The organism is Streptomyces sp. NBC_01261 (assembly GCF_036226385.1).
Classification (GTDB): Bacteria; Actinomycetota; Actinomycetes; order Streptomycetales; family Streptomycetaceae; genus Streptomyces.
This window is the reverse complement of the sequence record NZ_CP108463.1, coordinates 11,085,224-11,110,769: the sequence shown is the minus strand read 5'-3', so window position 1 is coordinate 11,110,769 and position 25,546 is coordinate 11,085,224. Positions and strand designations below refer to the sequence as shown.

The 25,546-nt window shown below is 70.1% G+C and carries 22 protein-coding genes; 14 read left to right on the top strand and 8 right to left on the bottom strand.

Features of this window, described 5'->3' with window-relative positions:
* Window positions 1–7 precede the first annotated feature (7 nt).
* From OG226_RS49355 to OG226_RS49345, 3 genes are all read left to right on the top strand, one after another.
* On the top strand, window positions 8–1,342 hold the full coding sequence (locus OG226_RS49355) for an NAD-dependent succinate-semialdehyde dehydrogenase (RefSeq protein ID WP_329352941.1): 1,335 nt from the start codon (window positions 8–10) through the stop codon (window positions 1,340–1,342).
* Window positions 1,343–1,774: 432 nt separating this feature from the next.
* Window positions 1,775–3,436, top strand: coding sequence for a ricin-type beta-trefoil lectin domain protein (locus OG226_RS49350; protein ID WP_329352940.1), 1,662 nt, complete (start codon window positions 1,775–1,777; stop codon window positions 3,434–3,436).
* A gap of 845 nt (window positions 3,437–4,281) precedes the next feature.
* Entirely contained in the window at window positions 4,282–4,809 is a 528-nt protein-coding gene (locus OG226_RS49345; RefSeq protein WP_329352939.1) for a hypothetical protein, read from the top strand.
* A 137-nt stretch (window positions 4,810–4,946) separates the two neighbouring features.
* Here OG226_RS49345 and OG226_RS49340 read toward each other — a convergent pair whose 3' ends face one another.
* The 4 genes from OG226_RS49340 to OG226_RS49325 all read right to left on the bottom strand — a co-directional run bounded on the left by OG226_RS49340 (window position 4,947) and on the right by OG226_RS49325 (window position 9,522).
* The gene (locus OG226_RS49340) at window positions 4,947–6,119 is read right to left on the bottom strand and encodes a hypothetical protein (RefSeq protein WP_329352938.1); all 1,173 of its coding nucleotides are present in this window, start codon (window positions 6,117–6,119) and stop codon (window positions 4,947–4,949) included.
* Between the two features lie 274 nt (window positions 6,120–6,393).
* Window positions 6,394–7,239 (bottom strand): class II fructose-bisphosphate aldolase, encoded by an 846-nt coding sequence (locus OG226_RS49335; protein ID WP_329352937.1) that lies wholly within the window; start codon window positions 7,237–7,239, stop codon window positions 6,394–6,396.
* 73 nt (window positions 7,240–7,312) lie between these two features.
* Window positions 7,313–8,203 carry an SIS domain-containing protein gene (locus OG226_RS49330; RefSeq protein ID WP_329352936.1) on the bottom strand — a complete coding sequence of 297 codons (891 nt, stop codon included), beginning with the start codon at window positions 8,201–8,203 and terminating at the stop codon, window positions 7,313–7,315.
* 80 nt (window positions 8,204–8,283) lie between these two features.
* On the bottom strand, window positions 8,284–9,522 hold the full coding sequence (locus OG226_RS49325) for a Gfo/Idh/MocA family protein (RefSeq protein ID WP_329352935.1): 1,239 nt from the start codon (window positions 9,520–9,522) through the stop codon (window positions 8,284–8,286).
* On the opposite strand from OG226_RS49325, the gene OG226_RS49320 reads away from it, so the two are divergent.
* The 8 genes from OG226_RS49320 to OG226_RS49285 all read left to right on the top strand — a co-directional run bounded on the left by OG226_RS49320 (window position 9,521) and on the right by OG226_RS49285 (window position 17,807).
* Window positions 9,521–9,673, top strand: coding sequence for a hypothetical protein (locus OG226_RS49320; RefSeq protein ID WP_329352934.1), 153 nt, complete (start codon window positions 9,521–9,523; stop codon window positions 9,671–9,673). The genes OG226_RS49325 and OG226_RS49320 overlap by 2 nt on opposite strands.
* A gap of 101 nt (window positions 9,674–9,774) precedes the next feature.
* Complete coding sequence (locus OG226_RS49315; protein WP_329352933.1) at window positions 9,775–10,698, top strand: 1-phosphofructokinase family hexose kinase; 924 nt, start codon at window positions 9,775–9,777, stop codon at window positions 10,696–10,698.
* Between the two features lie 212 nt (window positions 10,699–10,910).
* Complete coding sequence (locus tag OG226_RS49310; protein WP_328686068.1) at window positions 10,911–11,729, top strand: endo alpha-1,4 polygalactosaminidase; 819 nt, start codon at window positions 10,911–10,913, stop codon at window positions 11,727–11,729.
* Window positions 11,730–12,306: 577 nt separating this feature from the next.
* Window positions 12,307–13,635, top strand: coding sequence for an ABC transporter substrate-binding protein (locus tag OG226_RS49305; RefSeq protein WP_328686067.1), 1,329 nt, complete (start codon window positions 12,307–12,309; stop codon window positions 13,633–13,635).
* Window positions 13,636–13,646: 11 nt separating this feature from the next.
* The gene (locus OG226_RS49300) at window positions 13,647–14,585 is read left to right on the top strand and encodes a carbohydrate ABC transporter permease (protein WP_328686066.1); all 939 of its coding nucleotides are present in this window, start codon (window positions 13,647–13,649) and stop codon (window positions 14,583–14,585) included.
* A complete protein-coding gene (locus tag OG226_RS49295; protein ID WP_329352932.1) occupies window positions 14,582–15,475 on the top strand; it encodes a carbohydrate ABC transporter permease in 894 nt (297 codons plus the stop codon). The genes OG226_RS49300 and OG226_RS49295 overlap by 4 nt, the downstream gene beginning before the upstream one ends.
* A 47-nt stretch (window positions 15,476–15,522) precedes the next feature.
* Window positions 15,523–16,500: a carbohydrate kinase family protein gene (locus OG226_RS49290; RefSeq protein ID WP_329352931.1), complete on the top strand. Its 978-nt coding sequence runs from the start codon at window positions 15,523–15,525 to the stop codon at window positions 16,498–16,500.
* Complete coding sequence (locus OG226_RS49285) at window positions 16,497–17,807, top strand: alpha-glucosidase/alpha-galactosidase (RefSeq protein ID WP_329352930.1); 1,311 nt, start codon at window positions 16,497–16,499, stop codon at window positions 17,805–17,807. The genes OG226_RS49290 and OG226_RS49285 overlap by 4 nt, the downstream gene beginning before the upstream one ends.
* A gap of 321 nt (window positions 17,808–18,128) precedes the next feature.
* On the opposite strand, the gene OG226_RS49280 is transcribed toward OG226_RS49285, so the two are convergent.
* Window positions 18,129–19,718 carry an alpha-1,2-mannosidase gene (locus OG226_RS49280; RefSeq protein ID WP_328686062.1) on the bottom strand — a complete coding sequence of 530 codons (1,590 nt, stop codon included), beginning with the start codon at window positions 19,716–19,718 and terminating at the stop codon, window positions 18,129–18,131.
* Between the two features lie 327 nt (window positions 19,719–20,045).
* Between OG226_RS49280 and OG226_RS49275 the strand changes: the two genes are divergently transcribed.
* Both OG226_RS49275 and OG226_RS49270 read left to right on the top strand, forming a co-directional pair.
* A complete protein-coding gene (locus OG226_RS49275) occupies window positions 20,046–20,423 on the top strand; it encodes a hypothetical protein (RefSeq protein ID WP_328686061.1) in 378 nt (125 codons plus the stop codon).
* A 494-nt stretch (window positions 20,424–20,917) separates the two neighbouring features.
* Window positions 20,918–21,178, top strand: a complete 261-nt coding sequence (locus OG226_RS49270; RefSeq protein ID WP_328686060.1) for a hypothetical protein — start codon at window positions 20,918–20,920, stop codon at window positions 21,176–21,178.
* A 576-nt stretch (window positions 21,179–21,754) separates the two neighbouring features.
* Here the strand turns inward: OG226_RS49270 and OG226_RS49265 are convergent.
* Window positions 21,755–22,363: a hypothetical protein gene (locus OG226_RS49265; RefSeq protein WP_328686059.1), complete on the bottom strand. Its 609-nt coding sequence runs from the start codon at window positions 22,361–22,363 to the stop codon at window positions 21,755–21,757.
* Between the two features lie 150 nt (window positions 22,364–22,513).
* Here OG226_RS49265 and OG226_RS49260 point away from each other — a divergent pair, with 150 nt between their 5' ends.
* A complete protein-coding gene (locus OG226_RS49260; RefSeq protein ID WP_328686058.1) occupies window positions 22,514–23,110 on the top strand; it encodes a TetR/AcrR family transcriptional regulator in 597 nt (198 codons plus the stop codon).
* A 388-nt stretch (window positions 23,111–23,498) separates the two neighbouring features.
* Here the strand turns inward: OG226_RS49260 and OG226_RS49255 are convergent, their stop codons facing one another.
* Complete coding sequence (locus tag OG226_RS49255; RefSeq protein WP_328686057.1) at window positions 23,499–24,323, bottom strand: SDR family oxidoreductase; 825 nt, start codon at window positions 24,321–24,323, stop codon at window positions 23,499–23,501.
* A 374-nt stretch (window positions 24,324–24,697) separates the two neighbouring features.
* Window positions 24,698–25,369: a transcriptional repressor LexA gene (gene lexA / locus OG226_RS49250; protein WP_328686056.1), complete on the bottom strand. Its 672-nt coding sequence runs from the start codon at window positions 25,367–25,369 to the stop codon at window positions 24,698–24,700.
* Window positions 25,370–25,546 lie beyond the last annotated feature (177 nt).

The window sequence follows — 25,546 nt, the reverse complement described above, 5'->3', positions numbered from 1 at the left end:
AGAGCAGATGTACGCCGTCACCGACCCGGCCACCGGACAGGTCACCGAGGTCTACCCGACCGCCACCGCCGCGGACATCGCCGCCGCGCTCGACACCGCGCACGCCGCCACCGCCTGGGGCCGCACCAGTTCCGTCGCCGACCGCGCTGCCCTGCTGCGGCGACTCGGCGACCTGCACGGCACACACCGTGCCGAACTCGCCGCGACCATCGTGCGGGAGATGGGCAAGCCGCTCGAAGAGGCCGAGGGCGAGGTCGACTTCAGCGCCGACATCTACCGCTACTACGCCGACCACGCGCAGGGATTCCTCGCCGACGAACCGCTCGACGTCACCTCCGGACCCGGCACCGCCCTCATCCGCCGCAGCCCCGTGGGCGTCCTCCTCGGCATCATGCCGTGGAACTTCCCGACCTATCAGGTCGCCCGGTTCGCCGCCCCCAACCTCGCCGCGGGCAACACCGTCCTGCTCAAACACGCCCCGCAGTGCCCCGCCACCGCCGCCCTGCTGGAACGCCTCTTCCACGAGGCGGGCTTCCCCGCCGGCGCGTACGTCAACATCTACGCCACCAACGACCAGATCGCCGACGTGATCGCCGACCCGCGCGTCCAGGGCGTGTCCCTCACCGGGTCGGAGCGCGCCGGTGCGGCCGTCGCGGAGATCGCCGGACGCCACCTGAAGAAGGTCGTCCTCGAACTGGGCGGCTCCGACCCGTTCGTCGTGCTGTCCGCCGACGACCTCGACTCGGTCGTGGAGGCCGCCGTCGCGGCCCGGCTCGACAACACCGGGCAGGCCTGCAACGCCGCCAAGCGCTTCATCGTCCATACGACCCTGCACGACGCGTTCGTGGAGAAGTTCACCGCGCGGCTGCTCGCCGCCCAGACAGGTGCCCCGCTGTCGTCGGAGGCCGCCGCCGAGACCCTGGGCCGCCAGGTCGACGAAGCCGTCGCCCAGGGCGCCACCCTGCACACCGAGGGCCGCCGCGAGGGCGCCCGCTTCCCGGCCGGCGTGCTCACCGGGCTCACCACCGACCTGCCGGCCGCACGCCAGGAACTCTTCGGCCCCGTCGCCATGGTCTTCCCCGCCACCGACGAGGACGACGCCGTCCGCATCGCCAACGACACGCCGTACGGCCTGGGCTCCTACGTCTTCACCACCGACGCCGACCAGGCCCGGCGTGTCGCCGACCGTATCGAGGCCGGCATGGTCTTCATCAACGGCGTCGGCGCGGAAGGCGCCGAGCTCCCCTTCGGCGGCATCAAGCGCTCCGGCTTCGGCCGCGAGTTGGGCCGGCCGGGCATCGAGGAGTTCGTCAACAAGAAGCTCATCCGCACCGTCGCCTGAGCGCAACGGGCCGGCGGTTGCCACCCATGCCTCCGTGTCGCGTCCGGTTCAGCCGCAACGAGGCCCACTGCCAGTGGTGTCGGTGCGACTGACACTCCATCACCATCCGCCCGGCTCGTTCACCGGATCATGGCGACCCGTCCTGCCTGGCCATGGTCCGGCGCACAGCCTTGACGGTGTTGGTCTGGTCCAATAACGTCTGCCCCGCACAGAACCCCACACGGCTCAACACCACCAATCGTCACCTGTGTTGACGAGAGCCCGCTCGCGTGCTGCGGGCCCGCCTGTCGACGGCTGTCCAGGTGCCGGCCCTGCCCCGTTCGTCGCCCTCCAGATCCAGTTCGCTCCTCGGAGGTAAGACTTATGCAATCGCTCTCTGCAAGGTCACGGCGCGGCGGATGGAAGAGAGCTCTGACTCTGATTCCCGTCGTCGTGGCGACCGTGGCGGCCACCGTGACCGCGACGGCGCCGGCCGCTCAGGCGGCGGTGCCCCCCACGCCGTCGGGTTTCACACTCACGTGGAGCGACGACTTCAACGGCGCGTCCGGCACCGGCATCGACCAGGGCCTGTGGAAGTACGACACCGGACCGGGCAGCAATTTCGGCACCGGTGAGATCGAGACCATGACCAGCAGTACCTCGAACGTCTACCACGACGGTCAGAGCCACCTGGTGCTCCAGGCCCTGCACTCGGGTTCCGACGCGCGCAGCGGATGGACCTCCGGCCGCGTGGAGACCCAGTCGGCTGGCTTCGGCGCCCCGGCCGGCGGCGTCGTGCGTATCGAGTCCGTCCTCCAGCAGCCCAACGTCACCACCGCCAACGGCGCGGGTTACTGGCCGGCGTTCTGGATGCTCGGTGCGCCGCTGCGTGACGGTGTGACCTGGCCGAAGTCCGGCGAGGTCGACATCATGGAGGACATCAACGGCCGCAGTTCCGACTTCAGCACCCTGCACTGCGGGGTGAACCCGGGCGGACCGTGCAACGAGTCGACCGGTATCGGCTCGGGTGAACGCGCCTGTTCCGGCTGCCAGACCGGTTTCCACGACTACGCGGCGGAGATCGACCGCTCGGTCTCGCCGGAACAGATCAGGTTCTACCTCGACGGCAACAACTTCTTCACCGTCAACGCGAACCAGGTGGACGCGACGACCTGGGCCGACGCGGTCGACCATCCCTTCTTCATCATCTACGACCTGGCGATCGGCGGCGGCTTCCCGGACGCCTTCGGCGGCGGTCCGAACGCGGCCACGGTCTCCGGCGGAAAACTGGTCGTCGACTCGGTGGCCGTCTACAACAAGGCGCCCGGCACCGGAGGCGGCGGCGGTTCGGCGACCGGCCAGACGATCACCGGTCCCGGCGGCAAGTGCGTGGACGTATCGGGTGACGACACCGGCGGCGACGGCACCGCCGTACAACTGTGGGACTGCCAGTCGGCGGCCAAGGACCAGCACTGGACCTGGAGCGGCCAGACCCTGCAGACCCTCGGCAAGTGCCTGGACATCGCCGGCGGGAACAGCGCCGCGGGTACGAAGTTGCAGCTCGCCACGTGCAACAGCGGCGGCTACCAGAACTGGGTGCGGCAGCCCGACGGCTCGCTCCGCAATCCGACCAGCGGCCGGTGCGTCGACTCGCCGTCGGGTGCCACCGCGAACGGAACCCGCCTCCAGATCTGGGACTGCAACGGTGCCGACGCCCAGAAGTTCGCCATCGGCACCCCGATCTACGGACCGGGCGGCAAGTGCGTGGACGTGGCGGGTGACGACACCGGCGGTGACGGTACGGCCGTACAACTGTGGGACTGCCAGCAGTCCACCTCCCTCGACCAGAAGTGGACCTGGAGCGGCCAGACCCTGCGCACGCTGGGTAAGTGCCTGGACATCGCGGGCGGCGTGAACGCGAACGGGACACAGCTCCAGCTCGCCACGTGCAACGGTGGCGGCTACCAGAACTGGGTGGTCAACGCCGACGGCTCGATGTCCAACCCGACCACCGGCCGCTGCGTCGACTCACCGTCGGGTGCCACCGCCAACGGAACCCGCCTCCAGATCTGGGACTGCAACAGCTCCGGCGCCCAGAAATTCTCCCTGGCCTGACATACTCCGCATCCCCTGGGGGGAGGGAATTCCCTCTCTCCAGGGTTGTCTGCCGGACGGACATGGCGGTGACAACGAAGGCGTCTGTTGCACGGACGGCGCACTGCGGGCCCTCTCCTGGGCCCACTGGCCGGGCAACGTCCGTCCGCGAACACCCACGACGAGCCGTCGGCCACGGATCTCCGGAAGGCGAATCGGGCGAGGGGCCGGCGGGCGCGAAGAACCGCCGTTCCGCAGAGCGTCATGATGTGGGCGGAAGCCTCGCCACCGCGGAGACGCCCATCCACTCCCTTCGGCTTCGCGCCGAGCCGCCGGCTTCAGCGGCGCGTACGGCAGCCGGGGTCTGCGGAGCGGGGCCGTGCCCACGCACGCGCCGTGCGCCGCGCCCTGCTCTCCCCCCGCCACGGCGGGCCGGGAGGCCTTCTGGACCGCGGTCCAGACCATCGTCGAGCACGCCGGGCAGCACCTGGAATGATCTCCGCGAATCGACGGTCACCGGCGGTGTGGCTCCAGCGGCCGAGCACGTTCGGGTCCCGGCGCTTGAGCCGGAACTCGCAAAACCTCAGCCCTCGTTGAGTTGACTTCCAGCACCCTCCGCCACATCAGCCGACACGAAACGAAGCAATGGGCAACCACACAAAAAGCCAAGGATGATCACGGCTGATCAATCGATCATCAAATCAAGAGATGTCACGCTTAACGTTGAATCACATGGAAATATCACGCGGCACCAGTAACAATCGCGAAGAGGAGCACACCTGGTGATAACGCGTGAAGCACAACTCTCCGTGGTACTCCCCATCCCGCCGCGCCGCTGGATTGCTGCCGGGCTGAGCGCCGCAGTCGTGGCCACGCTGGCCGGCGGTCTGCTGGCAGGCAGTCCCTCGGAAGACTCCGCGAAGGCGACCGGCATCATCGCGGCCCGCCAGTTCGCGGCGAACCCACAAGAACTCACCCCTGCGGAGTCGGCGGAGTGGGAGCGCCTGACGGCAACTCCGGAAAGCCGGACACACCTCATTTCCGAAGTCCAGGAAGCCTTCGCCGGTGTAGCCACGGTCCGCACGGACATGCCGGAACAGAACACCGACACCGTCGTCTCCTCAACATCCACCGGCAAAGGGCACGTTGTCCAAGCACTGGCGACGGGTGTGACCGGAGACCACTTCTGGATTATCGCTTCGTACAGTGACGTCGCCAGGGGATTGATCGCAGGCGCTGTGCGCGCCTGTTCCCTCAAGGTCCCGGCCTGGCTCTGCACCAACGCGGGCAACCTGCTGACTTCTTGGAGCCGGGGCTGGGGATCCGCGTCGAACCACGGAATCTGGGCCGCCGTCTATTGGAGGCCCGCACACGTCACCGGTGGCCGCTGGTAAGTCGGCCGGGGCAATCTGATTCGGAGGACAAGCAGCCCGTCCCAGCCTCAACAGGGCTGGGACGGGCTGCTTGTCGTAGGGCCCGATATCGGTGGCACCGAGAGAGCCCGTCCTCCTGTCCCTCGTGCCCGGCGTGATCAGTGGTCGTGGAGGAGGGCGACCGCTTCGGCGAGGTCGGTGTGTGCGGGTTCGAAGGTTCGCGCCGCGACGAGGAACATCGACCGATCGGTGAGGGCGCGGGCGAGGCGGGCGTTGTCGTGGGGCAGGCGGCGGGCGAGCGTCACGGCGTTGTCGAAATACGGGGTGAACCGCTCCTTGAACAGGTAGGGGTGGCCACCGTCGCGGACGACCGCGCGGACGCTGATCCTGCGCTGGACGTCGGCCAGCTCGGGCAGCCGGCCGGCCTCGCGCAGTCTCGTCGCCTCCGCTTCGAGGTCCGGCAGCATGCCGTGAAACCTGTCCCGCACGTCGCGTGACCATCCGCGTTCCGTGCCGAACGGCGGCATCGGGAACTCGGGGCTCGCGGCGGGTTCGGCCGCCCGCCCCGACAGGACGAAGAGCGTGCTCCACCAGGAGAGGATGCAACTCCAGTTCTCGGGCTCGCCCGTGGTCGCGAGTTCCTCCAGAACGCCCAGGGCCTCCCGACGGGCGCCGGTGCCACTCGCCCCGTCCCCGGCGGTGTCCCGCATCCGGGAGAAGTGGACCAGCTCCCAGGTGAATATCGCCAGAGAGGTGCGCCGTTCGGCTGTCCCGTGCCGGGATTCCTCAAGGAGCTCATGGAAGACGGCCGACGCGGCGTCGTGCAGCCCGGCGCCCTCCAGGTTCGCCGCCCACCGCACCCTGTCCCAGAAGGAGTGCTCCGATCCCCCGTTCCGGGCGGACTCCTCGTCGAGCTCGGCGGCCTCCTTGAAGCGTCCCTCCTCGGCCAGAACGCTCGCCAGGCGTTCGCTTCCACCGGCTTCGGCCAACTCCTCACAGACAACGCGCCCTTCCGCCCTGCGCCCGACGGCGAACAGGGAAGCCTGGTAGGCGTCCAGGGCCCGGCGCAACCGCTCGGTTCGGTTCGGCGCGTCGGCCTCCATCCTGCGAGCGGCCCGGGATGCCTCCTCGGCCAGCACGAGGTCCGTCTTCGGATCCCGGCTCTGGTAGTACAGCGCGAGCACGGCATCGACCAGCTTCGGCATGTACACCTTCGGACTCACCTCGGCCAGAACCCGGCACGCACCGGCCAGTTCGGCGTGACTCGGCCGGCCGGACCCCAGCAACAGCACACGGGCCGCAAGCACCGCGTCGTGATCGATCGTCACCATTCCCCCTTGTCCCCGGATGACGCACAAAGGAGATTCTGAGAGACGAGGAACGGACCGGACAAGCCTCGCGAACTGTGCGTTCCGTCCTACGAAAAACGGCGCTGACCTGTCATGATGGACATGCGTTCACCCTGAAGCCACGAACGGGGAACAGCATCGGACACTTCCCCCACCGCACGCACCGCATCGGTTCGGTCCGGACAGGGTCTCCCCCACCTGCTCTTCCGTTCGGCATCGACCGGACCGGTCCGTTCGACAGTGAACTGCCTTGCCGTCAAGGCGAGTCGGAGGTGCTCAGCGCCATGAGGCAGTCGGAGACCGCATCCGTCATGGCATCCCGGGCCGGGCCCAGATAACGGCGCGGATCGACCACTTCCGGGTCCTGGGCCAGGGTGGTCCGAACGGCCCGGGTGAAGGAGACGTTGAGCAGCGTCCCGATGTTGACCTTCGTCATGCCGTGCTTCACGGCGGCCCGCAGCGCCGTGTGCGGTACGCCCGAGGAGCCGTGCAGAACCAGCGGTACGGGCACCTCGTCGCTGATCCGTGCGATCAGTTGCAGGTCGAGCGCCGCGGTCCGGGAGACCATCGCGTGGCTGCTGCCCACGGCGACGGCCAGGGCGTCGACGCCGGTCTCGGCGACGAACCGGGCCGCGTCCGCGGGGTCGGTGCGCACCCCTGGGGTGTGCGCCGAGCCCTTGCCTCCGATCTCGCCCAACTCCGCCTCCACGAACAGGCCCTGGCCGTGTGCCCAACGGGCAGCCTCGCGGGTCGCGGCGATGTTCTCCTCGTCCGGCAGCCTGGAGGCGTCGAACATCACCGAACTGGCCCCGCACTCGGCGGTGCGGTGCAGCAGGGCGATGTCCTCGACATGGTCGAGGTGCAGGGCGAGCCGCGTGTCGCCGCTGCGCGCGGTGGCGGTCGTGGCGGCGGCGAGGGGCATGACGTCGCCCCCGTGGTGGCGCACGGCGTTCTGGCTGATCTGAACGATCACCGGCCGGCCGGTGCGCCGCGCGGCCTCGGCGACGGCCTGTACGTGTTCCAAGGTGATGACGTTGAAGGCGGCTATCCCAAAACCCGACGCATGGGCCTCGGCGATCAGGTCCGCGCTGCGGCAGAGCATGACGTCCTTTCGGAGTGATCAGAGGGAGGGATCCCGGACGGCCGCGCGGGACCGTTGTGCACAGGGCGTGCCGTCAGGAGGCGGGGCGGTCCAGGATCACGGAGCGCGTCAGGGCACGTGGGCGGTCGGGGTCCAGTCCCTTGCGGACGGCGGCTGCCTCGGCGAGCCGCTGTACACGCACCAGGTCGGCCTGCGGGTCCTCGGGGTGGTCCACGAACAGCGCGCCGGTGGGCTCTGCGTCCCCTCGCAGCCCGGCCGTGTCCGGGCCGAAGTGCCACACCAGCCGGCCGGGAGCGGCGATGGCGATCGGGCCGTGCCGGTATTCCAGGGACGGGTAGGACTCCGTCCAGCTCTGGGTGGCCTCGCGCATCTTCAGGGATGCCTCACGTGCGATGCCGTGCGCCCAGCCGCGGCCGAGGAAGGTGATCTGCTCCGCGGTCACCCACTCCTCGGGCAGCGGCGCGTCGAGTGCCGTGCGCGCGGCCTCCGCCAGCGGTTCCACCGGCTCGCCGAGTCCGGCGCGCAGGGCGGTGAGCGCGGTGGTCGCGAAGACGGTCTGCACGACGGACTTCTCATCGGCGAAGGACAGGTCGAGGACGTGGTCGGCGACGTCGACGATCGGTGTGGAGGTGTCGGCTGTCAGGGCGAGCGCGGGGTAGCGGCCGCGCCGCCGGTCGAGCAGTTCCAGGATCTCGGTGGTGGTGCCGGACCGGGAGATCGCCACCAGCCGGTCGTAGGTGCGCTCGTGGGGGAACTCGGAGGCCGCGAAGTGGTCCGTCTCGCCCAGGCCGCGGCTCTCGCGCAGGGCGGCGTAGGCCTCGGCCATGAACCAGGAGGTGCCGCAGCCGACGACGGCGACCCGCTCGCCCGGCCGGGGCAGCAGATCCGCGGACCCGGCCGCCGCGGCCCCGGCCTTGAGCCAGGCCTGGGGCTGGCGGGCGATCTCCTCGCCTATGAACGACATGCTGGTGCTCCTCGGTGTGCGCAAGGGCGCTTCGACGCCCTTGGGTGGGCGGGGGTGGATGGCTGGATCGGGAGGGCGGGTCAGGGGGTCCGGGCGGCCGGGCCGCGTGAACCGGGCTGGTGGCGCGCGAAGTAGTCGGCGAGGTCCGGGGCGAGGGCGGGCACGTGGACGGGGGTGCCGCCCGAGCGCAGGGAGACGGTGGCCGCGATGCCCGTGGCGACGGCTTCCCGGGCGGCGACGGGCGAGGTGTCGGTGGCGTCGCCGTGTCCGACGAAGCGCAGGAACTCGTCGACGAGGGCCTGGTCCGCGCCGCCGTGGGCGGCGTCCGCGCTCTCCGTGTTCTCGGCCCCGAGGGTGAGGTCGGCCTCGGGCCGGTATCCGGAGCGGCGCCGGTTCCAGACCTTGACGACCGGCGGGTCTCCCTCGATGCCGTCGCCGAGGTTCTCGATGCGGCCCTCGTCGCCGATGACGGTGTAGTTGCGCCAGTAGTCGGGGGTGAAGTGGCACTGCTGGTAGCTGGTGAGGACGCCGTTGTCGAGGCGGGTCAGCACCATGCTGATGTCCTCGACGTCGACGACCGGGTTGAGGTCACGCAGTTCGGACGGCGGCCAGACACCCTCGTCGAACCAGTCCTGCACCCGCCTGGAACCCTGAGGTGCGGAGCGCCGGTGCGTGTCGGCACCGTAGACGGCCAGGTCGCCCAGCGCGGTGACGGTACGGGCGCTGCCGCCGGCCAACCAGTGGATCGCGTCCAGGTCGTGGGCGCCCTTCTGAAGCAACAAGCCGGTGGTCCGGGCCCGTTCGGCGTGCCAGTCCTTGAAGTAGTAGTCGCCGCCGTGGCCGACGAAGTGCCGGCACCACACGGCCCGTACGGTCCCGATGACGCCCTCGGTCACGAGACGGCGCATGGTGCGCAGGACCGGCAGGTGCCGCAGGTTGTGGCCGACGTAGAGACGGGTGCGGGTGCGGGCGGCGGTGGCCAGCACCCGGTCGCAGTCGTCGAGGGCGATGGCAAGCGGCTTCTCGGCGAACACGGCGACGCCCGCTTCGAGGAAGAACAGCGCGGGTGCGGTGTGCAGGTCGTCGGGGGTCAGGACGAAGACGGCGTCGAGGTCGTCCGCGAGCATGTCCTCGTAGCGCTCGTGGAGCCGAACGCCGGGGCCGAACAGCGTGCGGGCGTCGGCGCGTCCCCGCTCGGCCGGGTCGGCACAGGAGACCACCCGGGCCGTTCCGGGCCGGTCGGCCAGGGTGGCCAGTCCGGCGCGCTGGCCGACGCCGACCACTCCCAGGCGTAGTTCGGGCGGCGGCTGGTCGGTCATGCGGGTTCCCTTCGTCTTCGTCGCGGCGGGGAAGAAGTCGCTCGGCGCCGCGACGGCGCGGCGGCCGGAGGGCCGTGGGTTGTCGGTCCCGGGCGGTGGCCTGACGTCATGGCAGGTCTTCGGACTGGACCTGCTCCGGGTTCCGCCGTGACGCCCATGACAATAGATGCTCGAAACTGCTCTATCAATGCTTCTATCGAGCAACTTCAAGCATTCTGGCTAGGATTCCGGCCACACACCCAGGGAGCAGCAGTGATTCTCACCGTCACCCTCAACGCCGCCCTCGACATCACCCACCGCGTCGACCGGCTCCGTCCGCACGCGAGCAACCGCGTCTCCTCCGTCACCCAGCGGGCCGGCGGAAAGGGGGTCAACGTGGCCCGGGTCCTGCGCGCCCTCGGCGAGCGGACGGCCGTCACCGGACTCGCCGGGGGCCCGACCGGCGCCGCCGTGCGTGCCGACCTCGCCGCTGCCGGTATCGCCGACCGCCTCGTCCCGATCGACGGGGAAAGCCGCCGTACCGTCGCGGTCGTCGACGACCGGGACACCACGATCCTGCTGGAGCCCGGACCGTGGGTGACCCCTGCCGAGTGGACGCGGTTCACCCTCCGGTACCGCGAACTGTTGGGCGTCGCACGGGCCGTCGTCCTCTCCGGCAGCCTGCCGCCGGGCGTACCCGCGGACGCCTACGCCGCGCTCGTCGCCCTGGCCCGCGCCGCGGGCGTGCCCGCCCTCCTGGACGCGGACGGCGAGGCCCTGCTGGCGGCGCTCGCCGAGGGTCCCGACGTCGTCAAGCCGAACATCCACGAACTCGCCGCGGCCACCGGCGGCGACGACCCGGCGGTGGGCGCGGCCATTCTGACCGCCGCGGGCGCCCGGGCGGTGGTCGTCTCACTCGGCCCCGACGGGCTGTTCGCCCACACCCCGGACGGTGTGTGGCGGGCCCGCCCGCCCGCTCCCGTCGCGGGCAACCCCACGGGCGCGGGGGACGCGGCGGTCGCCGCTCTCGCCCTCGGACTGACCGCCGAACTCCCCTGGCCAGAGCGGCTCGTGGAGGCCGTCGCGCTGTCGGCCGCCGCCGTGGCCGCGCCCCTCGCCGGGGACTTCGACCCCTCGGTCCGCCGCGCCCTGCTCGGCACGGTGACCGTCAACTCGGTTTCTCCATCCGGCATTTGACGCCTCGGCACATCTCGCCCCACGGGACCCGACGCGCTCGTTGACATCCGCTCCGGCGATCGCTTTACTCCCGGACTACGCAGGAGCCCCGCTCCGCGTCAGAGGTACGCCCAGCCGGTATGCAGGCCCCGCGCCGCGAGTCCGGCCCAAGTCGCCAGGACGCCCCACGCGTCCGAGGCGGGGACGTGCCCTCCTCCCATGGAGCTCGATACATGAGCCACCTGATGAGCACCACTCCCCGAAAGGTCGTCGGCACAGCCGTCGGCGTCGCCGCCCTGGCGGGCGCGCTGCTCGTGCAGGCGAACACGTCGCAGGCCGCGGCCGTGACCCTGCCCCCCACCCACGTCGGCTTCGACTATCAGATCGGAGGCGCCTACACCCCGCCGTCCGGCGTCAAGATCGTCACCCGCGACCACGACGCCACCCCGGCGGCCGGGCTGTACAACATCTGCTACGTGAACGCCTTCCAGGCCCAGCCCGGCGCCGAGGGCGACTGGGCCTCGGACCTGCTGCTGCGCGACTCCGCGGGCAAGGTCGTCTACGACGAGAACTGGGGCGAGGCGCTCCTCGACGTCGGCACCGACGCCAAGCGCAAGCGGATCGCCGACAAGATCGGGGCCCTGATCGACAGCTGCCACACGAAGGGCTTCCAAGCCGTCGAGCCGGACAACTACGACAGCTACACGCGCTCGGGAAACCGCCTGACCGCGAACAACGCCCAGGCGTTCATCAAGCTGCTGTCCGCCCGCGCCCACACCGACGGGCTGGCCATCGCCCAGAAGAACACCTCCGAGCTGGCCGCGAACCGCACGGCCAACGGTCTGGACTTCGCCGTGGCGGAGGAGTGCGGCGCGTACGACGAGTGCGGCGACTACACCAGCGCCTTCGGCGCCAACGTCATCGTGATCGAGTACACCGACTCCGGGCGTTCGAAGGCGTGCCGGTCGTGGGGCAGCACGCTGAGCATCGTCCAGCGTGACGTCGACGTCTCCCCCGCCGGCAGCAGCGGGTACGTCCGCAAGACCTGCTGACCGGACCCTCCGGGATCCGACAACGGTCCGTGGCGGCTCGCGCGAGCCGCCACGGACCGCTTCACGAGGCCCGGATCTCCTCTCGGACACTCTCTCCGCAATGCTCAATGATGCGTGTTTCGCGGGAGTTTCACGCAACTCCGAGCACCTGAACTCTTGACAGGCGCCGGTGCCCGTCGTTTAAATCCTGGCCAACGCCGCACACGCAGGACGCGGCGACAGAGGTACGCCCAGCCGGTAGCTGACCACGCGCCAGAAGCCCGGACTGAGTCGCCAGGAGCCCTCGGGCATCCGAGGCGGGGACGTGCCCACCACGCTCTGGAGCGCGGCGATGAACCGAACCCGCGTGCCCCGCCGCGGCCGGCCGGGCACCGCCGAAGCTCCGGCAACCACGAGACCCGCGGCGTTACGACCGCCTTCCCGGCCTCGGAACTGAGCAACTCCACCGGGCCTCGGGGACCGACCGGCCCACCCTTCTCCCAGCCGCGCCGGGACCCGGAACGCGGCCACCACGGCGCACGCCGTTCTCCTCCCTCTGCACACATCGCCTGTCCCACAGCTCCCACCGGAGGTATCCATGCAAGCGGTCCCCCGCAGCGCGCGGCCCGCCCGCCGCGACGTGCTGCGCACCGGCGCCGGCCTGGCCACGGCGGTGGCCGCGGGCACGGCGGCCACCGGCTGCGCGGCGGGCCGCGACGACGGCGTCGCCGCCGACGGCACCGTGACGATCGAGATGTGGCACGGCCAGACCGACACCGGCAAGAAGGTCCTGGAGTCCCTGGTCGCCTCCTTCACAAGCAGCCATCCCCACATCCACGTCCAACTCGGCGGCGGCGTACTCGCCGACGCGATGCTCCAGAAGGTGACGGCCGCCCTGGCCGCTGGCTCCTACCCCGACATCGCCTACGTCTTCGGCTCCGACCTGGCCAGCGTCGCCCGCAGTCCCCAGGCCGTCGACCTCACCGACATGGTCAACAGCTCCCCCACCCCCTGGACCAGCTACTGGGTACCCGCCCGCAAGGCCGTCACCGTCAACGGCCGGGTGCGCGCCGCGCCCGCCGTACTGGACTCCCTCGCCGTCGTCTGCAACAAGAAGCTCTTCCGCGAGGCCGGCCTGCCCCTGCCCGAGGCGGGCTGGCGGTGGGACGACTTCGTCGCCACCGCCAAGGCACTCACCGACACCGGCGGCGGACGCTTCGGCACCGGCTGGCCGGGCGTCGGCGACGAGGACACCGTCTGGCGGCTGTGGCCCCTGATCTGGGACCTCGGCGGCGACGTCGTCGCCGCCGACGGCAAGCACATCGGCTTCGGCGACGCCGGCACCCGGGCCCTGGAGGTGGTCGCCCGACTCGCCCGCGACAAGAGCGTCTACGTCGACCCGAAGCCCGGCAGCGAGCAGATGTACCAGGTCTTCATGTCTAACCGCATGGCCATGGCCGTCACCGGACCCTGGCAGCTCCCCGACATCCAGCAGGCGAAGGTCGACTACCACGTCGTCCCGCTGCCCACTTTCTCCGGCCGCCCGATGACCATCAGCGGCCCCGACACCTGGACGGTCTTCGACAACGGCGAAGCCCGCGGGAAGGCCGCCAAGACGTTCCTCAGCTGGCTCATGCAGCCCGCCCAGGACGTCCGCTGGGACATCCGCGCGGGCAGCCTGCCGCTCAGCCACGCCACGCGCGACCTGACCGAATGGCAGCACAAGGAGCGCACCACCGAAGGCCTGGAGGTCTTCACCAAGGCCCTCGACTCCGCCCGCGTGCGCCCTGTGCACGCCGCCTACCCGCAGATCTCCCAGGCCCTCGGACAGGCCGTCGTCGCCGTACTGCTCGGCCGGAGCAGCCCCGCCCAGGCCATGCGCGCCTGCGCCGACGACGCCAACGCCGCACTGCTCATCCCGCGTTGAGGAGCCCCGACATGTCGCGACTGCCCACCCCGATCACCGTGTCCCGGCCCCCGGACAACCGCCGTGCCCTGCGCCGCAGACGCGCCGGCGAGGCCGCCATGGCCTGGTCGTTCGTCTCACCGGCCATCCTCATCATCCTCGGGCTGAGCGTCGTACCGATCATCTGGTCGCTGCTGCTGTCCTTCCAGGCCGACGACCTGGTCACCCCCAGCCGGTGGGTCGGCCTGGACAACTACCGCGCCCTCGCCCAGGACCCGCACTTCAGCCAGGCCCTGCGCAACACCCTGCTCTACACCGCGCTGTACGTGCCGGCGTCCATGGTGATCGGCCTCGCCCTGGCCCTCGCCCTCAACCGGCGCATCCGCTTCGTGGGCCTCTACCGCACCCTGTTCTTCGTCCCGTTCGTGGTCTCCGCGACCGCGCAGGGCGTGCTGTTCTCCTTCATCCTCGACCCCGAGTTCGGCGCCGCCAACGCCGTGCTCCACCGCTTCGGCATCCCCTCCCAGGGCTTCCTCAGCGACCCCTCCCAGGCGCTGCCCGTGCTGGTCGCCGTCAGCCTGTGGAGCGGAACCGGATTCTGCCTGGTCATCTATCTCGCCGCCCTCCAGGACGTGCCCGTCTCGCTGATCGAGGCGGCCCGCCTGGACGGCGCCGACCGCCGCCGCCTGCTGCGCCACATCACCCTTCCCGCACTGCGGCCCGTGACGGTGTTCCTCCTGCTGTGGCAGACCATCCAGTCCCTCCAGACGTTCGACCTCGTCTACGTCACCACCAAGGGCGGCCCGCTCGGATCCACCACGGTGATCGTCTACTTCATCTGGGAACAGGCCTTCAAGAACGCCACCGCCGGTTACGGAGCCGCCTCCGCCTACGTCCTGGCCGTCGCCCTCGGCGTGATCGGCCTGATCTTCCAGGTCGCCCGCCGCCGCCTCCAGGGAGCCTCCGCATGACCGCCCTCGACGCCCCGCCCGAGACCGCGCACACGACGCCGTCCGCCGCCCGCCCCGACTCCCGGCCCCGCCGGACCCGGCTGCCGTTCAGCCCCTGGCACCTGCTGCTCGCCCCGTCCGCCCTGCTCTTCGCGGTGCCGCTGATCTGGCTGGCCCTCAGCTCGGTGATGAGCAACGCCGAGATCAACCGCTTCCCACCCGCCCTGTGGCCCTCCCATCTCGACCTGGGCGGCTACCGCTACGTGCTGGGCAACGCCATGTTCCCGCGCTGGTTCGCCAACTCCCTCATCGTCAGCCTGGTCACCGTCACCGCCAACCTGGTGCTCGGCACCCTCGGCGGCTACGCCTTCGCCCGGATGCGGTTCGCCGGCTCCAGGCTGCTGCTGGGTCTGATGCTGGCGACGATGGCGATCCCGTTCCAGCTGACCATGATCCCCACCTTTCTGGTGATGAAGCAGCTCGGCCTCATCGACACCCTCGGCGCGCTGATCGTGCCGTCCCTGGTCACCCCGTTCTCGGTGTTCCTGCTCCGCCAGTTCTTCCTCTCGCTGCCCCGCGAGCTGGAGGAGGCTGCCTGGATCGACGGCTGTTCGCGGCTGCGCGTGCTGTGGCGGATCGTGCTGCCGCTGTCCCGGCCCGCCCTCAGCACCGTCGCCGTCCTCACCTTTCTGAGCACCTGGAACGACCTCACCTGGCCCCTGATCGCCATCAATCACGACACCCAGTACACGCTCCAGCTCGGGCTGACGACCTTCCAGGGACAGCACCACACCCAGTGGGCCGCCGTGATGGCCGGGAACGTCATCACCGTGCTGCCCGTCCTGCTCGCCTTCCTCGGCGCACAGAAGGCGTTCATCCAGTCCATCACCTCCACCGGGCTCAAGGGCTGAGCCCGCGGGCCACCCCGGCACACACCACTCAGGCAGGAACCTCCGCAATGCCGCACGCCTTCGACCTGCTCGTCATCGGCGACGCCAACCCGGACGTCGTCATCGGCCCCCTCGACACCCCGCTCGCCTTCGGCCAGCGTGAACAGCTGGTGTCCTCCGGCACCCTCACGGTTGGGGGCTCCGGCGCGATCGTCGCCTGCGGTGCCGCACGGCTCGGCCTGCGCGTCGCGTTCGCCGGCCGGGTGGGCGACGACGACGCGGGCCGATACATGCGCGACCGTCTCGACGCCCACGGCGTCGACACCGAGGCGCTGACTCTGGACCCCCAACGGCCCACCCCGCTGACCGTCGTCCTCACCCGCGGCGACGACCGGGCCATCCTCACCGCCCCCGGCACCCTGGCCGCGACCACCGCCAGCGACGTTCCGGCCGCCCTGCCGGCCGCCGCCCGGCACGTCCATTCCGCCTCCTACTTCCTCATGCCCCACCTCGCCGCCGCGCTCCCGGACCTCCTGCGCACCGCACGCCGGCACGGCGCCACCACCTCCGTGGACACCAACGACGATCCGGCGGGCCGCTGGGAACCCGCCGGACTCGCCGCCGTCCTGGCCCACACCGACTTCCTGCTGCCCAACGCCGCCGAGGCCCGCCGACTGGCCGCCCCCACCGACACCGCGGGGCCGACCGACGTCACGGACCCGGCCGAGGACGCCGCCCGGCTCGCCGCCCGGGGACCGGTCACCGTCGTCAAGAACGGCGCCGACGGCGCACTGTGCCACGACGGCGAACGCCTCCTCACCACCCGGGGCATACGGGTCGATCCGGTGGACGCCGTGGGCGCGGGCGACAGCTTCGACGCCGGTTTCATCGCCGGACTGCTGCACGGCATGCCGCTGCCCGACGCGCTGCGCCTCGCCGCGGTCTGCGGCGCCCTGTCCACCCGGGCCCCCGGCGGCACCGCCGCCCAGCCCACCTGGGACGAAGCCCTCACCCGCCTCCCCGAGACCGAGGAAACCACCGTATGACCACCCCGAAGATCGTCTTCGTCGGCGCCGGCAGCGTCGTCTTCACCCAGGGTCTGCTCGCGGATCTCCTCGCCTTCGACGAACTGGGATCCGCGCACATCGCGCTCCACGACATCGACACCGAACGCCTGGCCACCGCGCACGCCGCCGCCCTCCGCATCGCCGACACCCTCGGCGCCGCCCCCACGGTCACCGCCCACGCCGACCGCCGCGAAGCCCTGGCCGACGCCGACTTCGTCATCAACATCGTTCAGATCGGCATGGTGGAGGCCACCCGCACCGACTTCGAGATACCCGCGCGCTACGGACTGCGCCAGACCATCGGCGACACCCTCGGCATCGGCGGCATCTTCCGCGCCCTGCGCACCTTCCCCTTCCTCCGGGAACTGGGCCGCGACATCGCCGAACTCTGCCCGCAGGCCTGGCTGCTCAACTACACCAACCCCATGGCCATGAACGTCCAATACCTCACCGAGGCCACCGGCCTGACCCGGGTGGTGGGCCTTTGCCACTCGGTCTACTGGACGATGCGCGACCTCGCCGACCTGGTCAAAGTGCCCTACGAAGAAGTCAGTTACCACGCGGCCGGTGTCAACCACCAGGCGTGGGTACTGCGCTTCGAGCACCAGGGGCAGGACCTCTACCCGAGGCTCGACGAACTGATCGCCGGGGACGAGCAGTTGCGCCGCCGGGTCCGCGTCGACATGTACCGCAGGCTCGGCCACTACCCGACCGAGACCAGCGAGCACTCCTCCGAGTACGTCCCCTGGTACCTGCACCACACCAGCGAGATCGAGCGGCTACGGCTGCCCGTCGGCGAGTACCTCAAGATCGTCGACGAGAACACGGCCGAGTACGAGAGGACCCGCGACGCGTTGGCCGCCGGCGCCCCGATCACCGTCGAGGGCACGATGGAGTACGCGCCGCAGATCATCCACAGCATGGTCACCGGCACCCCGCGCACGATCTACGGCAACGTCCCCAACCGCGGTCTGATCGACAACCTCCCCGCGCACGGCGTGGTCGAAGTCCCGTGCTTGGTGGACTCACTGGGTGTCCAGCCCACCCGCGTGGGCGCCCTCCCGCCCCAGCTCTCGGCCCTCAACCGCACTTACCTGAGTGCGAACGACCTGGTGGTGCGGGCGGCGCTCGAAGACGACCCGCGGCACATCAGGCATGCGGCGATGACCGACCCGGCCACCGCCGCGACCCTGCCCGTCGAGGACATCTGGCGCCTGTGCGACGACATGGTCACCGCCCACGGCGACCTGCTCCAGCCGGGACTGCGCGTCCGCCTCGGCACCTGACGGGGGTGTCCGACGGGCCGACCCGCCGGACACCGCATCGGGTTCCCAGCACCGGCCGGGAAGGTGCGACCCGGCGCCTTGCCCCTCATTCCGCCGCACCCGATGGGGCCGCTAGGAATCCAGAGCACGGGCCGGACCGATGTACGGCCGGTCTCGTTCACCGACGAACCTGGCAAACATGCACGCGTGCCACACGCCCGGCCCAGCCTGGGGCCGGGCGCCTGGGCCCGGGCCTGGAGGGCTGCTGGCGGCGATCCTGGTCCGGCATGTCCCTTCCCTGTGCCGCGCCCAGCCCCCGGCGCACCCTCCAGGGACGTCGGATCAGGCGTTGTTCAGATACGCCGCCAGCTTTCCGATGAGCCGGGCGGCGTCGTCCAGCCCTCGGGCCGTTGCACCCAGGTCGCCTGCAAGCAGGGTGTGAAGTGCCGCACCGGCCTCGGGTGTTCCTGCCTGGCCCTGGCCCTGGGTCTCGGACCAGGGACCGGGAACCGACGTGCCCCGGTAGCCGACGGGGGCACCCCCGCGCGCGATCCGGTAGCCGGTGAAGTCCGCGGCGACCGGGTTCGACGCGGCGGTCGGGGCACCTGCGGTGAGGAACTGGATCCGGGAGAGCTGAGTCTGGTCGGAACCCTGGTTGCCCGTGATGTCCAGCCGGTATCGGGCATACGCGGCGGGGGAGGAAACGGAGTACTCCTTCGTCTCGTGGCGCTGCTTGAACCGTTCACCGGTGCGGGTGTCCACCGTCGTCCAGTGCCGGCCGTCGTGCGATCCCTGCAGTTGCCAGTCCTCCGGGTCGCGGTCGGGGGCGTCGTTCGCCGACGTCAGCCGGTAGAGGACGACGGCGGCAGGGGAATCGAGGGTGAAGTCCACCTCGGCGGTGTCGTCGTTCGCCAGCCACTTGCTCCGCGACCTGCTCAGCAGGTTCTCGGCGACCTCGCCCGCCAGGTCGAACTCGTCGCTCGCCTCGACACCGACGACCGAACGCGTGATGTCCTCCCATTCGGCACCGGCGTCCTCCGGTCCGGGTACGGCAGCGGGCCGGCCCAGCGTGAGGGAGACCGTGGTGCCCTGCCGGTCGGTCCAGGTCACCCGCTCCACGGGCGCCCCGCCGTCGTCGAGCAGCAGTCGCAGCTCGCCGGAGGGGGTCCAGGTGTCGTCGTGTCCCTCTTCCGTCGAGAAGCGGTGCAGCCGAGCTCCGGCCGTGCCCTCGGGGTACGTCCAGCGGTCGGCCTGCCTGCCCCGGTATTCGGCGACGGTGCCATCGGCAGACCTACGGTGGCCCAGGAACCCGGACACGTCCGCCGGCAGCCCGATGTCGGCCTCCGAACCGTCCGCCCCGCGCCAGGCCAGGTGCGCGGGCAGGGACCGCTCGCCGCAGTCGACATGGAACAGCAGGCGCGGACCGCTCTGCCAGACCGCAGTGCCCAGGGCGCGGACCTCGGTGTTGAAAGCGACGACGGACCGTCTCGCGGACCGTTCCGCCAGCGCGCGCTCAGACCGTTCCTGGTCGTGCGACGGGTCAACGGTGAAGGCCCGCAGCCGCAGCAGACCCTCCGCGCCCTCCGGGTTGCGTATCTCCAGGACGTTGTCCCCCACCGACAGGAGTTCACCGGGCACGGTCAGCACAGTGGCCTGGGGTTCGCCGGCCACCCCGACCCCCGATATCGCCAGGTCCTCCGCCAGGACCTTGCCATTGAGCAGGACGTCCACCGGGGCGCCCGCGTCCAGCGTGGTCACCCTGACGACGGCCTCCGCGCTCTCCTCCCGCTCCCCCACCGTGAAGTCCACCCTGATGTAACCACCCGCGGCCAGCGCGAGATGCGACGGAGCGACCCCGCAACGGTGGTGAACGACCACGGCATTCGACAACTGGGCCGGGTGCGTCGAGAAGTCAGCAAATACAGGATCCATGAATGTCCTTGTGTGATCCGGGGCGGACCGGTCCCACCGGCCGCGACGTGTACCGCACCACCAGGCACCCCCCAACGCCCGGGGTCCCTGAGGTGCACGCACAACGTATCCGCCGCCACTGACAACGCGTCATTCCACCCCGAACACAAGGCCGTTGACACACTCAGCCATCCAACCTCACCTCGACACAACGGAGTTGAGACTGGAAGCAGGACTGACGGTGAAGGCCGGTGCGACGACGGATCGCCGAGCAGCTGATCGAAGTCACGTACACAGCACGCCATCACTTTCCGAGAGGCGAGTCCTCTCGACGCGTATGGTCCAAACATGGACACCACTGCCCCACCCCGCGTCCTCGTCATCGGGCTTGATCCGTATCGGGTGCCCGGGCCGTGGGACCCTGCCCCAGTAGCCGAGGCGATCAAGGCGGGGCTGGCCAAGTTCGCCGAACATGGCGTGGGCGTGGAGACCTGCCTGTTCGGTCTTGACGGAAGTGACGACGTCGACGTGGTCGTCGGCAATGCCCTGCGGGCCCATCCTTGGGAGTGCGTCACCGTCGGCGGTGGTCTGCGGCACTCGGACGACCAAGTTGAGTTCCTTGAGCGCATCATCAACCTGATTCGGCGGCATGCACCCGGTGCGGCCATCGCGTTCAACAGCACCCCGGACACCACCTACGAGGCCGCTGCCCGGTGGATCGAGTGACGAGGGCACATCCACGCGGCTCGCGTGTCACCTCCTGACCCATCGTGAGGGCATTCGGCGAGCCGACCGGTCGACGGCGGCAACACAAGCCACCTCCTGATCCTCGCCTTTCCCGGCGAGCCGCCGGCCGCACTCGTAGTCGTCCACCGTCCCGCCGACGGCCGAGTCGACGTGGGCAGCGGCTCCGACCATCTCGCGATCCAGGTGGACGCCCTGGCCGCCCCCCTGGAGCAGCTGACCGACGCCGACTTGGAACTGGAGCCCGTCGAGCACCCGGGCGGCCCTCACGACCCGAAAACGTCGTGGCTCACCGCCCCCGACGGCTACCGGATCGAGACGTCACTTCCCAGCGGGCCGGGCGCGAGACGGCTCTCCATTCGCGTTCAGAGGTCTTCGCGATTACGCAGAACCTCGCGACCTCCGAAGATCCGCCAAGCCAGAGCTTCGGCGACGTCGCGTGAACCCGGGTCGTTGTTCGTGATGTCCAAGAGGTGATGGGCATCGAAGATTTGGCCGGCAGGGACGGCTCGACCGTGCGCATCGACGAGGGCGGTGTGTTCTGCGACGAGGCTGACGGCGACGACGTAAAACTGCTGGATATCTACTCGACCCTCGAACGGGTCGAAGAGCGTCTGCGTCAGGCCCTTCTGCGACCAGGCCTCCGTGACGAACCCGAATGCCTCTCCTTCGAGGCCCGTGAACTCGATGAGGACGATTGGATCGAGGGCTTCGTACGAATTCCAGCGGGCGAGTAGGCCGGTGGGCAGAGCCCGGTGGAATGCCCTCGCGTGGTCACGTAAACCGGCGCAGTCCCCAGGCGCGGTCGCACGACGTCCGGTTCATGGTCATCCGAGCCGAGGAGTACGAGACGGAGGCGGCGGGTGCGTCCCGGCGGAGGGCGACCGCTACGGTCTTCACTCCGGCCGCCCGGAGGACTTTGACAGCGAGGCCGCGCCAGTCGGCGATCACACGGGGTGCGCGGCGGACGGTACGCCCGGGACGACTTTCCGCACCTCGGGCGGGCCAAGGACCCGAGAGCACCAGCACGTCCGTGTCGGACTGCGAGCCGTCCGGAGCCGAGCCAGGACCGACGTAAAGGCCCAAGTGACCGTAGCGGTCCGTCTTTCCGACGGATGACGACACCCAACCACGCGCATACGCCGGACGCTCCACCGATTCCGGACCAACCGACAGGGCAGGAGGACCAGCCGATCGACGCACTCGCCCCGAGCCTCCCCGAGCCGTGGGCCCTCCCCCTACCCGCCATGACGGGTTGCGGCAGCCGACAAAGCAGCCGCTGCAACCCACCAACACCTCAGCAACCTCTCCGCCTACACCGTTCGCCCGGCAGACCCAGGAAATCGGGTGGTCCTGCTGGCCCGCCCCAGGCGAAGCGCGGAGATGAGGAAGAAGACCCCACCGAGGAAGGCATACCCGGCCAGGGCGCTCAACGAGGGATCGTTCTTGGCGGCCTGGGCGATGAAGGACCCACCGGCGAGAACGGAGATGGCGCCGCTGACGATCATCGGCCACTGCCCTCCCGTGGCACGACGCAGGACACCGACGAGCAGCTGAACGAGCCCCGCCGTGACGGCCCATGCACCCCAGACCCGGAGGACGGCCGGTACACCGGATGTCGCGGCGGCGGCCAGACCCGCGGCGGTGAGGATGCTGAGCGCGATGTTCACGTACAGGCCGCGTACCGGCCCGCGGTTCGCGGTGGCGGACCTGACGTCGACTACCGCACACGCCGCGTCGAACAGGGGATAGATCACCAACAAGGTTGCGTCGAGTGGCCCCAGGTCGCCGGAGGAGGCGAACAGCAGGGCGGCCCACACCGCGGCGAACGCGAAGCGCGTGAAGTACAGGCGGCGCAGCACCGCGGTGTCACTCACGACGGGGGCGGAGGCAGGGGCAGAGGCGTGGGTGGAGGTGTTCATCAGGGTCCTTTCGGCGAAGGCGGATGAAGCAGCGAACGGCGGATGGTCCACCACGAGGGAGAACGTTCGGTCTCGTGCCTCATCCAAGGGGCTCCGGCCTTCAGCTGTCAAGACCGAACGTTCTCCCTCATCGGCTGGTACGGTGACGGCATGAGCGCGAGTACAGAGGCCGGGGGCACGTCCGGGGCGCGGGAGCGGCTGCTCAACACGGCGACCCGGATCTTCTACACCGAGGGGATCCACTCCGTCGGCGTGGACCGGATCATCGCGGAGGCCCAAGTCACCCGCGCCACCCTGTACCGGCATTTCAAGGGCAAGGAGGAACTGATCGTCTCCTACCTCGAAGCGGCCGACCACGCCATCCGGGCACAGGTGGAAGCCGTCCGGGCAGAGAACCTTTCGCCGGCTGACACGGTCCGGGCCGTGAGCCGGTACATCGGCGAAGGCATCCAGTCCCCCGGTTTCCGCGGGTGCGCCTTCCTGAACGCGGCGGCCGAGTACCCCGACCCGGCACACCCCGTCCACCAGGTCGTGCTGGCCCACCGGCAGTGGTTCCTGGACACCGCCACGCAACTGCTCAAGGACGCCGGCTGCACGCCCTCCGACGCCGCGGGCCGGCACTTCGTCATGCTCCGTGACGGCGCCATGGCAGCCGGCTGCCTCTTCGATCCGTCGCTGATCTGCGAGACGTTCCTCCACGGCGTCGAAGGTCTCCTGCGCACGGCCACAGCACCGGCAACCGCCTAACACGCCCTACGAACCCTGCCCGCATGGCACCCCGGCAACGAGGACATGGCAAAGCCTTCTGCCCACCCGCCTCCCTCCCGAAGACCAGGCTGCAGCGGCGGCACGCTCCAGTCGACGGCGAACAGCGCTGGTCACTCACAAGGACGGTGACCCACGCGAGGGCTTCCCAGGGCGAGGACGAACTGGTCGAAGCGGTAGCGCGACGCTTCAGCTCAGCGGTTCGAAGAACGGGCCGGCCAGGCGCGACATTGCGGGAACACACCTTTTGATCCCAGGGTGCCGTCCCGGAAGGGGCCGACCGGATGCACTCCAGTCGACCCCTTCATCGCGGACGGACTTGCCCGCGCGCACGGCTGCCACCTCCGTGCACCGGGTTTCCCCGTCCGGCTCAGCCCTGCGCCAGCTCCGCCACGGGCTGCCATTTCTCCCACTCCACGAGGCGCTGCTCATAGTCGGCCTTGGCGATGCCCAGCGGTGCCGAGCCGAAGAAGCAGCGCAGCGGCGGCTCGTCGGCGTCGACGATCTCCAGCACGGCAGCGGCGGACGCGGACGGATCGCCCGGCGTGCCGACGCGCTTGCGGCGCTGCTCCTGCACTTGCTTGTGGAATTCGGCGTATGCGGGCAACGGCTCGGAGGTGCTCGACGAGGAGCCCGCCCAGTCGGTGGCGAACCCACCGGGCTCGATCAGCGTGACCTTGATGCCGAACGGTGCCACTTCCTGGGCCAATGCCTGGCTCATGCCTTCGAGCGCCCACTTCGACGCGTGGTAGATCCCGACCAGCGGGAAGGCGCTGATTCCTCCGATGGATGACACCTGGAGGATGTGGCCGCTGCCCTGCTCGCGCAGGAACGGCAGTGCCGCCTGCGTGATCCACAGGGCACCGAACAGGTTGGTCTCCAGTTGCGCACGCGCTTCGGACTCGGTGAGTTCCTCGACCATGCCGAAGTGGCCGTAACCAGCGTTGTTGACCACCACATCGAGCCGTCCGAACCGCTCGTGCGCCTGCCGTACGGCGTCGAAGTCGGCTTCACGGTCCGTCACGTCGAGGCGCAAGGGCAGCAGCCGCTCTCCGTACTCCACGCGAAGGTCCTCCAGCGTGGAGAGGTCACGCGCTGTCGCGGCAACCGAGTCGCCGCGTTCGAGGGCGGCGATGGCCCACTCCCTGCCGAAGCCGCGTGAGGCACCGGTGATGAACCAGATCTTCTGCGTCATGGAGTACTCCTCAAGGAAACTCGTCAGCCGTACCGTCAGTACATCGGGGTGTTCCATCCACCAGACAACACTCAGCTCGCCACGCACGCCACACCAACCGGAGGCCCATCAACTACGCCGCCCCGCCAACCTCCAGGATCAGCGGGGCATCCGGCCATCAATCCGGTGATCAGGCTGCCGCCCTTGCGAGCGCTGCTGCCCCAACAGATGGACTACCCGTTACGGATATACGCGCCCGCGGCGCTGCGCAGCGAGCATGTCGGAGCGACGGACGTGGCCGTTGCGCCAGTGCAGGCTTCTACGCAGGTGACGACAGACCCCTTTGAGGCTGAGCCGTGCCGACCGTGCCGGCTACGGACTCCACCGGCGCGCACCTACAGCAGGCGCAGGACCCCGACGACCTTGCCGAGGATCTGTGCGTGGTCGCCGGGGATCGGCTCGTAGGCGGGGTTGCGTGGCATCAGCCACACCTGCCCGTCCTCGCGGCGCAGCACCTTCACGGTGGCCTCGTCGTCCAGGAGCGCGGCGACGATGTCGCCGTGGTCGGCACTGTCCTGGCGTCGTACGGTCACGATGTCGCCGTCGCAGATCGCGGCGCCCAGCATGGAGTCCCCGACGACGGTCAGGGCGAACAGATCCCCGTCGCCCACGACTTGGCGCGGCAGCGGGTAGACGTCCTCGATCATCTCCTCGGCCAGCAGGGGCGCACCGGCCGCGATACGCCCGACCAGGGGGACGTCGACCTGCGTCCCGGTTCTGCCGTCCAGCTCGGGCGCCCACGTGGGCCGGACCTGGTAGGCGCGGGGACGGTGCGGGTCCCGGTAGAGGACGCCTTTGCTCTCCAGGGCCATGAGCTGGTGCGCGACGGACGAGGTACTGGCCAGGTGCACGGCCTCGCCGATCTCACGCATCGACGGCGGATAACCCTGCCGGCCGACGGCCTCCCGGATGTAGCTGACGATCGCCGACTGGCGGGGCGTCAACTGCCCCTCGGCCGCCCGGGGGCCCGGCGGACGGCCCCGGCGGGCCGACATGTTGTTGTCCATCCGGGCACCTCCGTACAAGATCTCTCAGACCGTGACCCTAACCTGCGACATCCCCGGAATGGAACACTGTTTCGACTTCCTGCGAGTCGGCCGTCGCACGGCGGCACATGCCTTGGGGAAACTGAACCGGTCGCTTTCCCGTGCCACCCGCGGCACTTCTGCCGGGCCGTGACGTCA

Bases quoted from the DNA above. Each gene is read 5' to 3' on its own strand.
- OG226_RS49355 (WP_329352941.1), top strand. From the start codon at position 8: ATGTACGCCGTCACCGACCCGGCCACCGGACAGGTCACCGAGGTCTAC.
- OG226_RS49340 (WP_329352938.1), bottom strand. From the start codon at position 6,119: ATGGTGACGATCGATCACGACGCGGTGCTTGCGGCCCGTGTGCTGTTG.
- OG226_RS49335 (WP_329352937.1), bottom strand. From the start codon at position 7,239: ATGCTCTGCCGCAGCGCGGACCTGATCGCCGAGGCCCATGCGTCGGGT.
- OG226_RS49330 (WP_329352936.1), bottom strand. From the start codon at position 8,203: ATGTCGTTCATAGGCGAGGAGATCGCCCGCCAGCCCCAGGCCTGGCTC.
- OG226_RS49320 (WP_329352934.1), top strand. From the start codon at position 9,521: ATGCGGGTTCCCTTCGTCTTCGTCGCGGCGGGGAAGAAGTCGCTCGGC.
- OG226_RS49325 (WP_329352935.1), bottom strand. From the start codon at position 9,522: ATGACCGACCAGCCGCCGCCCGAACTACGCCTGGGAGTGGTCGGCGTC.
- OG226_RS49310 (WP_328686068.1), top strand. From the start codon at position 10,911: ATGAGCCACCTGATGAGCACCACTCCCCGAAAGGTCGTCGGCACAGCC.
- OG226_RS49305 (WP_328686067.1), top strand. From the start codon at position 12,307: ATGCAAGCGGTCCCCCGCAGCGCGCGGCCCGCCCGCCGCGACGTGCTG.
- OG226_RS49300 (WP_328686066.1), top strand. From the start codon at position 13,647: ATGTCGCGACTGCCCACCCCGATCACCGTGTCCCGGCCCCCGGACAAC.
- OG226_RS49295 (WP_329352932.1), top strand. From the start codon at position 14,582: ATGACCGCCCTCGACGCCCCGCCCGAGACCGCGCACACGACGCCGTCC.
- OG226_RS49290 (WP_329352931.1), top strand. From the start codon at position 15,523: ATGCCGCACGCCTTCGACCTGCTCGTCATCGGCGACGCCAACCCGGAC.
- OG226_RS49285 (WP_329352930.1), top strand. From the start codon at position 16,497: ATGACCACCCCGAAGATCGTCTTCGTCGGCGCCGGCAGCGTCGTCTTC.
- OG226_RS49280 (WP_328686062.1), bottom strand. From the start codon at position 19,718: ATGGATCCTGTATTTGCTGACTTCTCGACGCACCCGGCCCAGTTGTCG.
- OG226_RS49275 (WP_328686061.1), top strand. From the start codon at position 20,046: ATGGACACCACTGCCCCACCCCGCGTCCTCGTCATCGGGCTTGATCCG.
- OG226_RS49270 (WP_328686060.1), top strand. From the start codon at position 20,918: ATGGGCATCGAAGATTTGGCCGGCAGGGACGGCTCGACCGTGCGCATC.
- OG226_RS49265 (WP_328686059.1), bottom strand. From the start codon at position 22,363: ATGAACACCTCCACCCACGCCTCTGCCCCTGCCTCCGCCCCCGTCGTG.
- OG226_RS49260 (WP_328686058.1), top strand. From the start codon at position 22,514: ATGAGCGCGAGTACAGAGGCCGGGGGCACGTCCGGGGCGCGGGAGCGG.
- OG226_RS49255 (WP_328686057.1), bottom strand. From the start codon at position 24,323: ATGACGCAGAAGATCTGGTTCATCACCGGTGCCTCACGCGGCTTCGGC.
- lexA (WP_328686056.1), bottom strand. From the start codon at position 25,369: ATGGACAACAACATGTCGGCCCGCCGGGGCCGTCCGCCGGGCCCCCGG.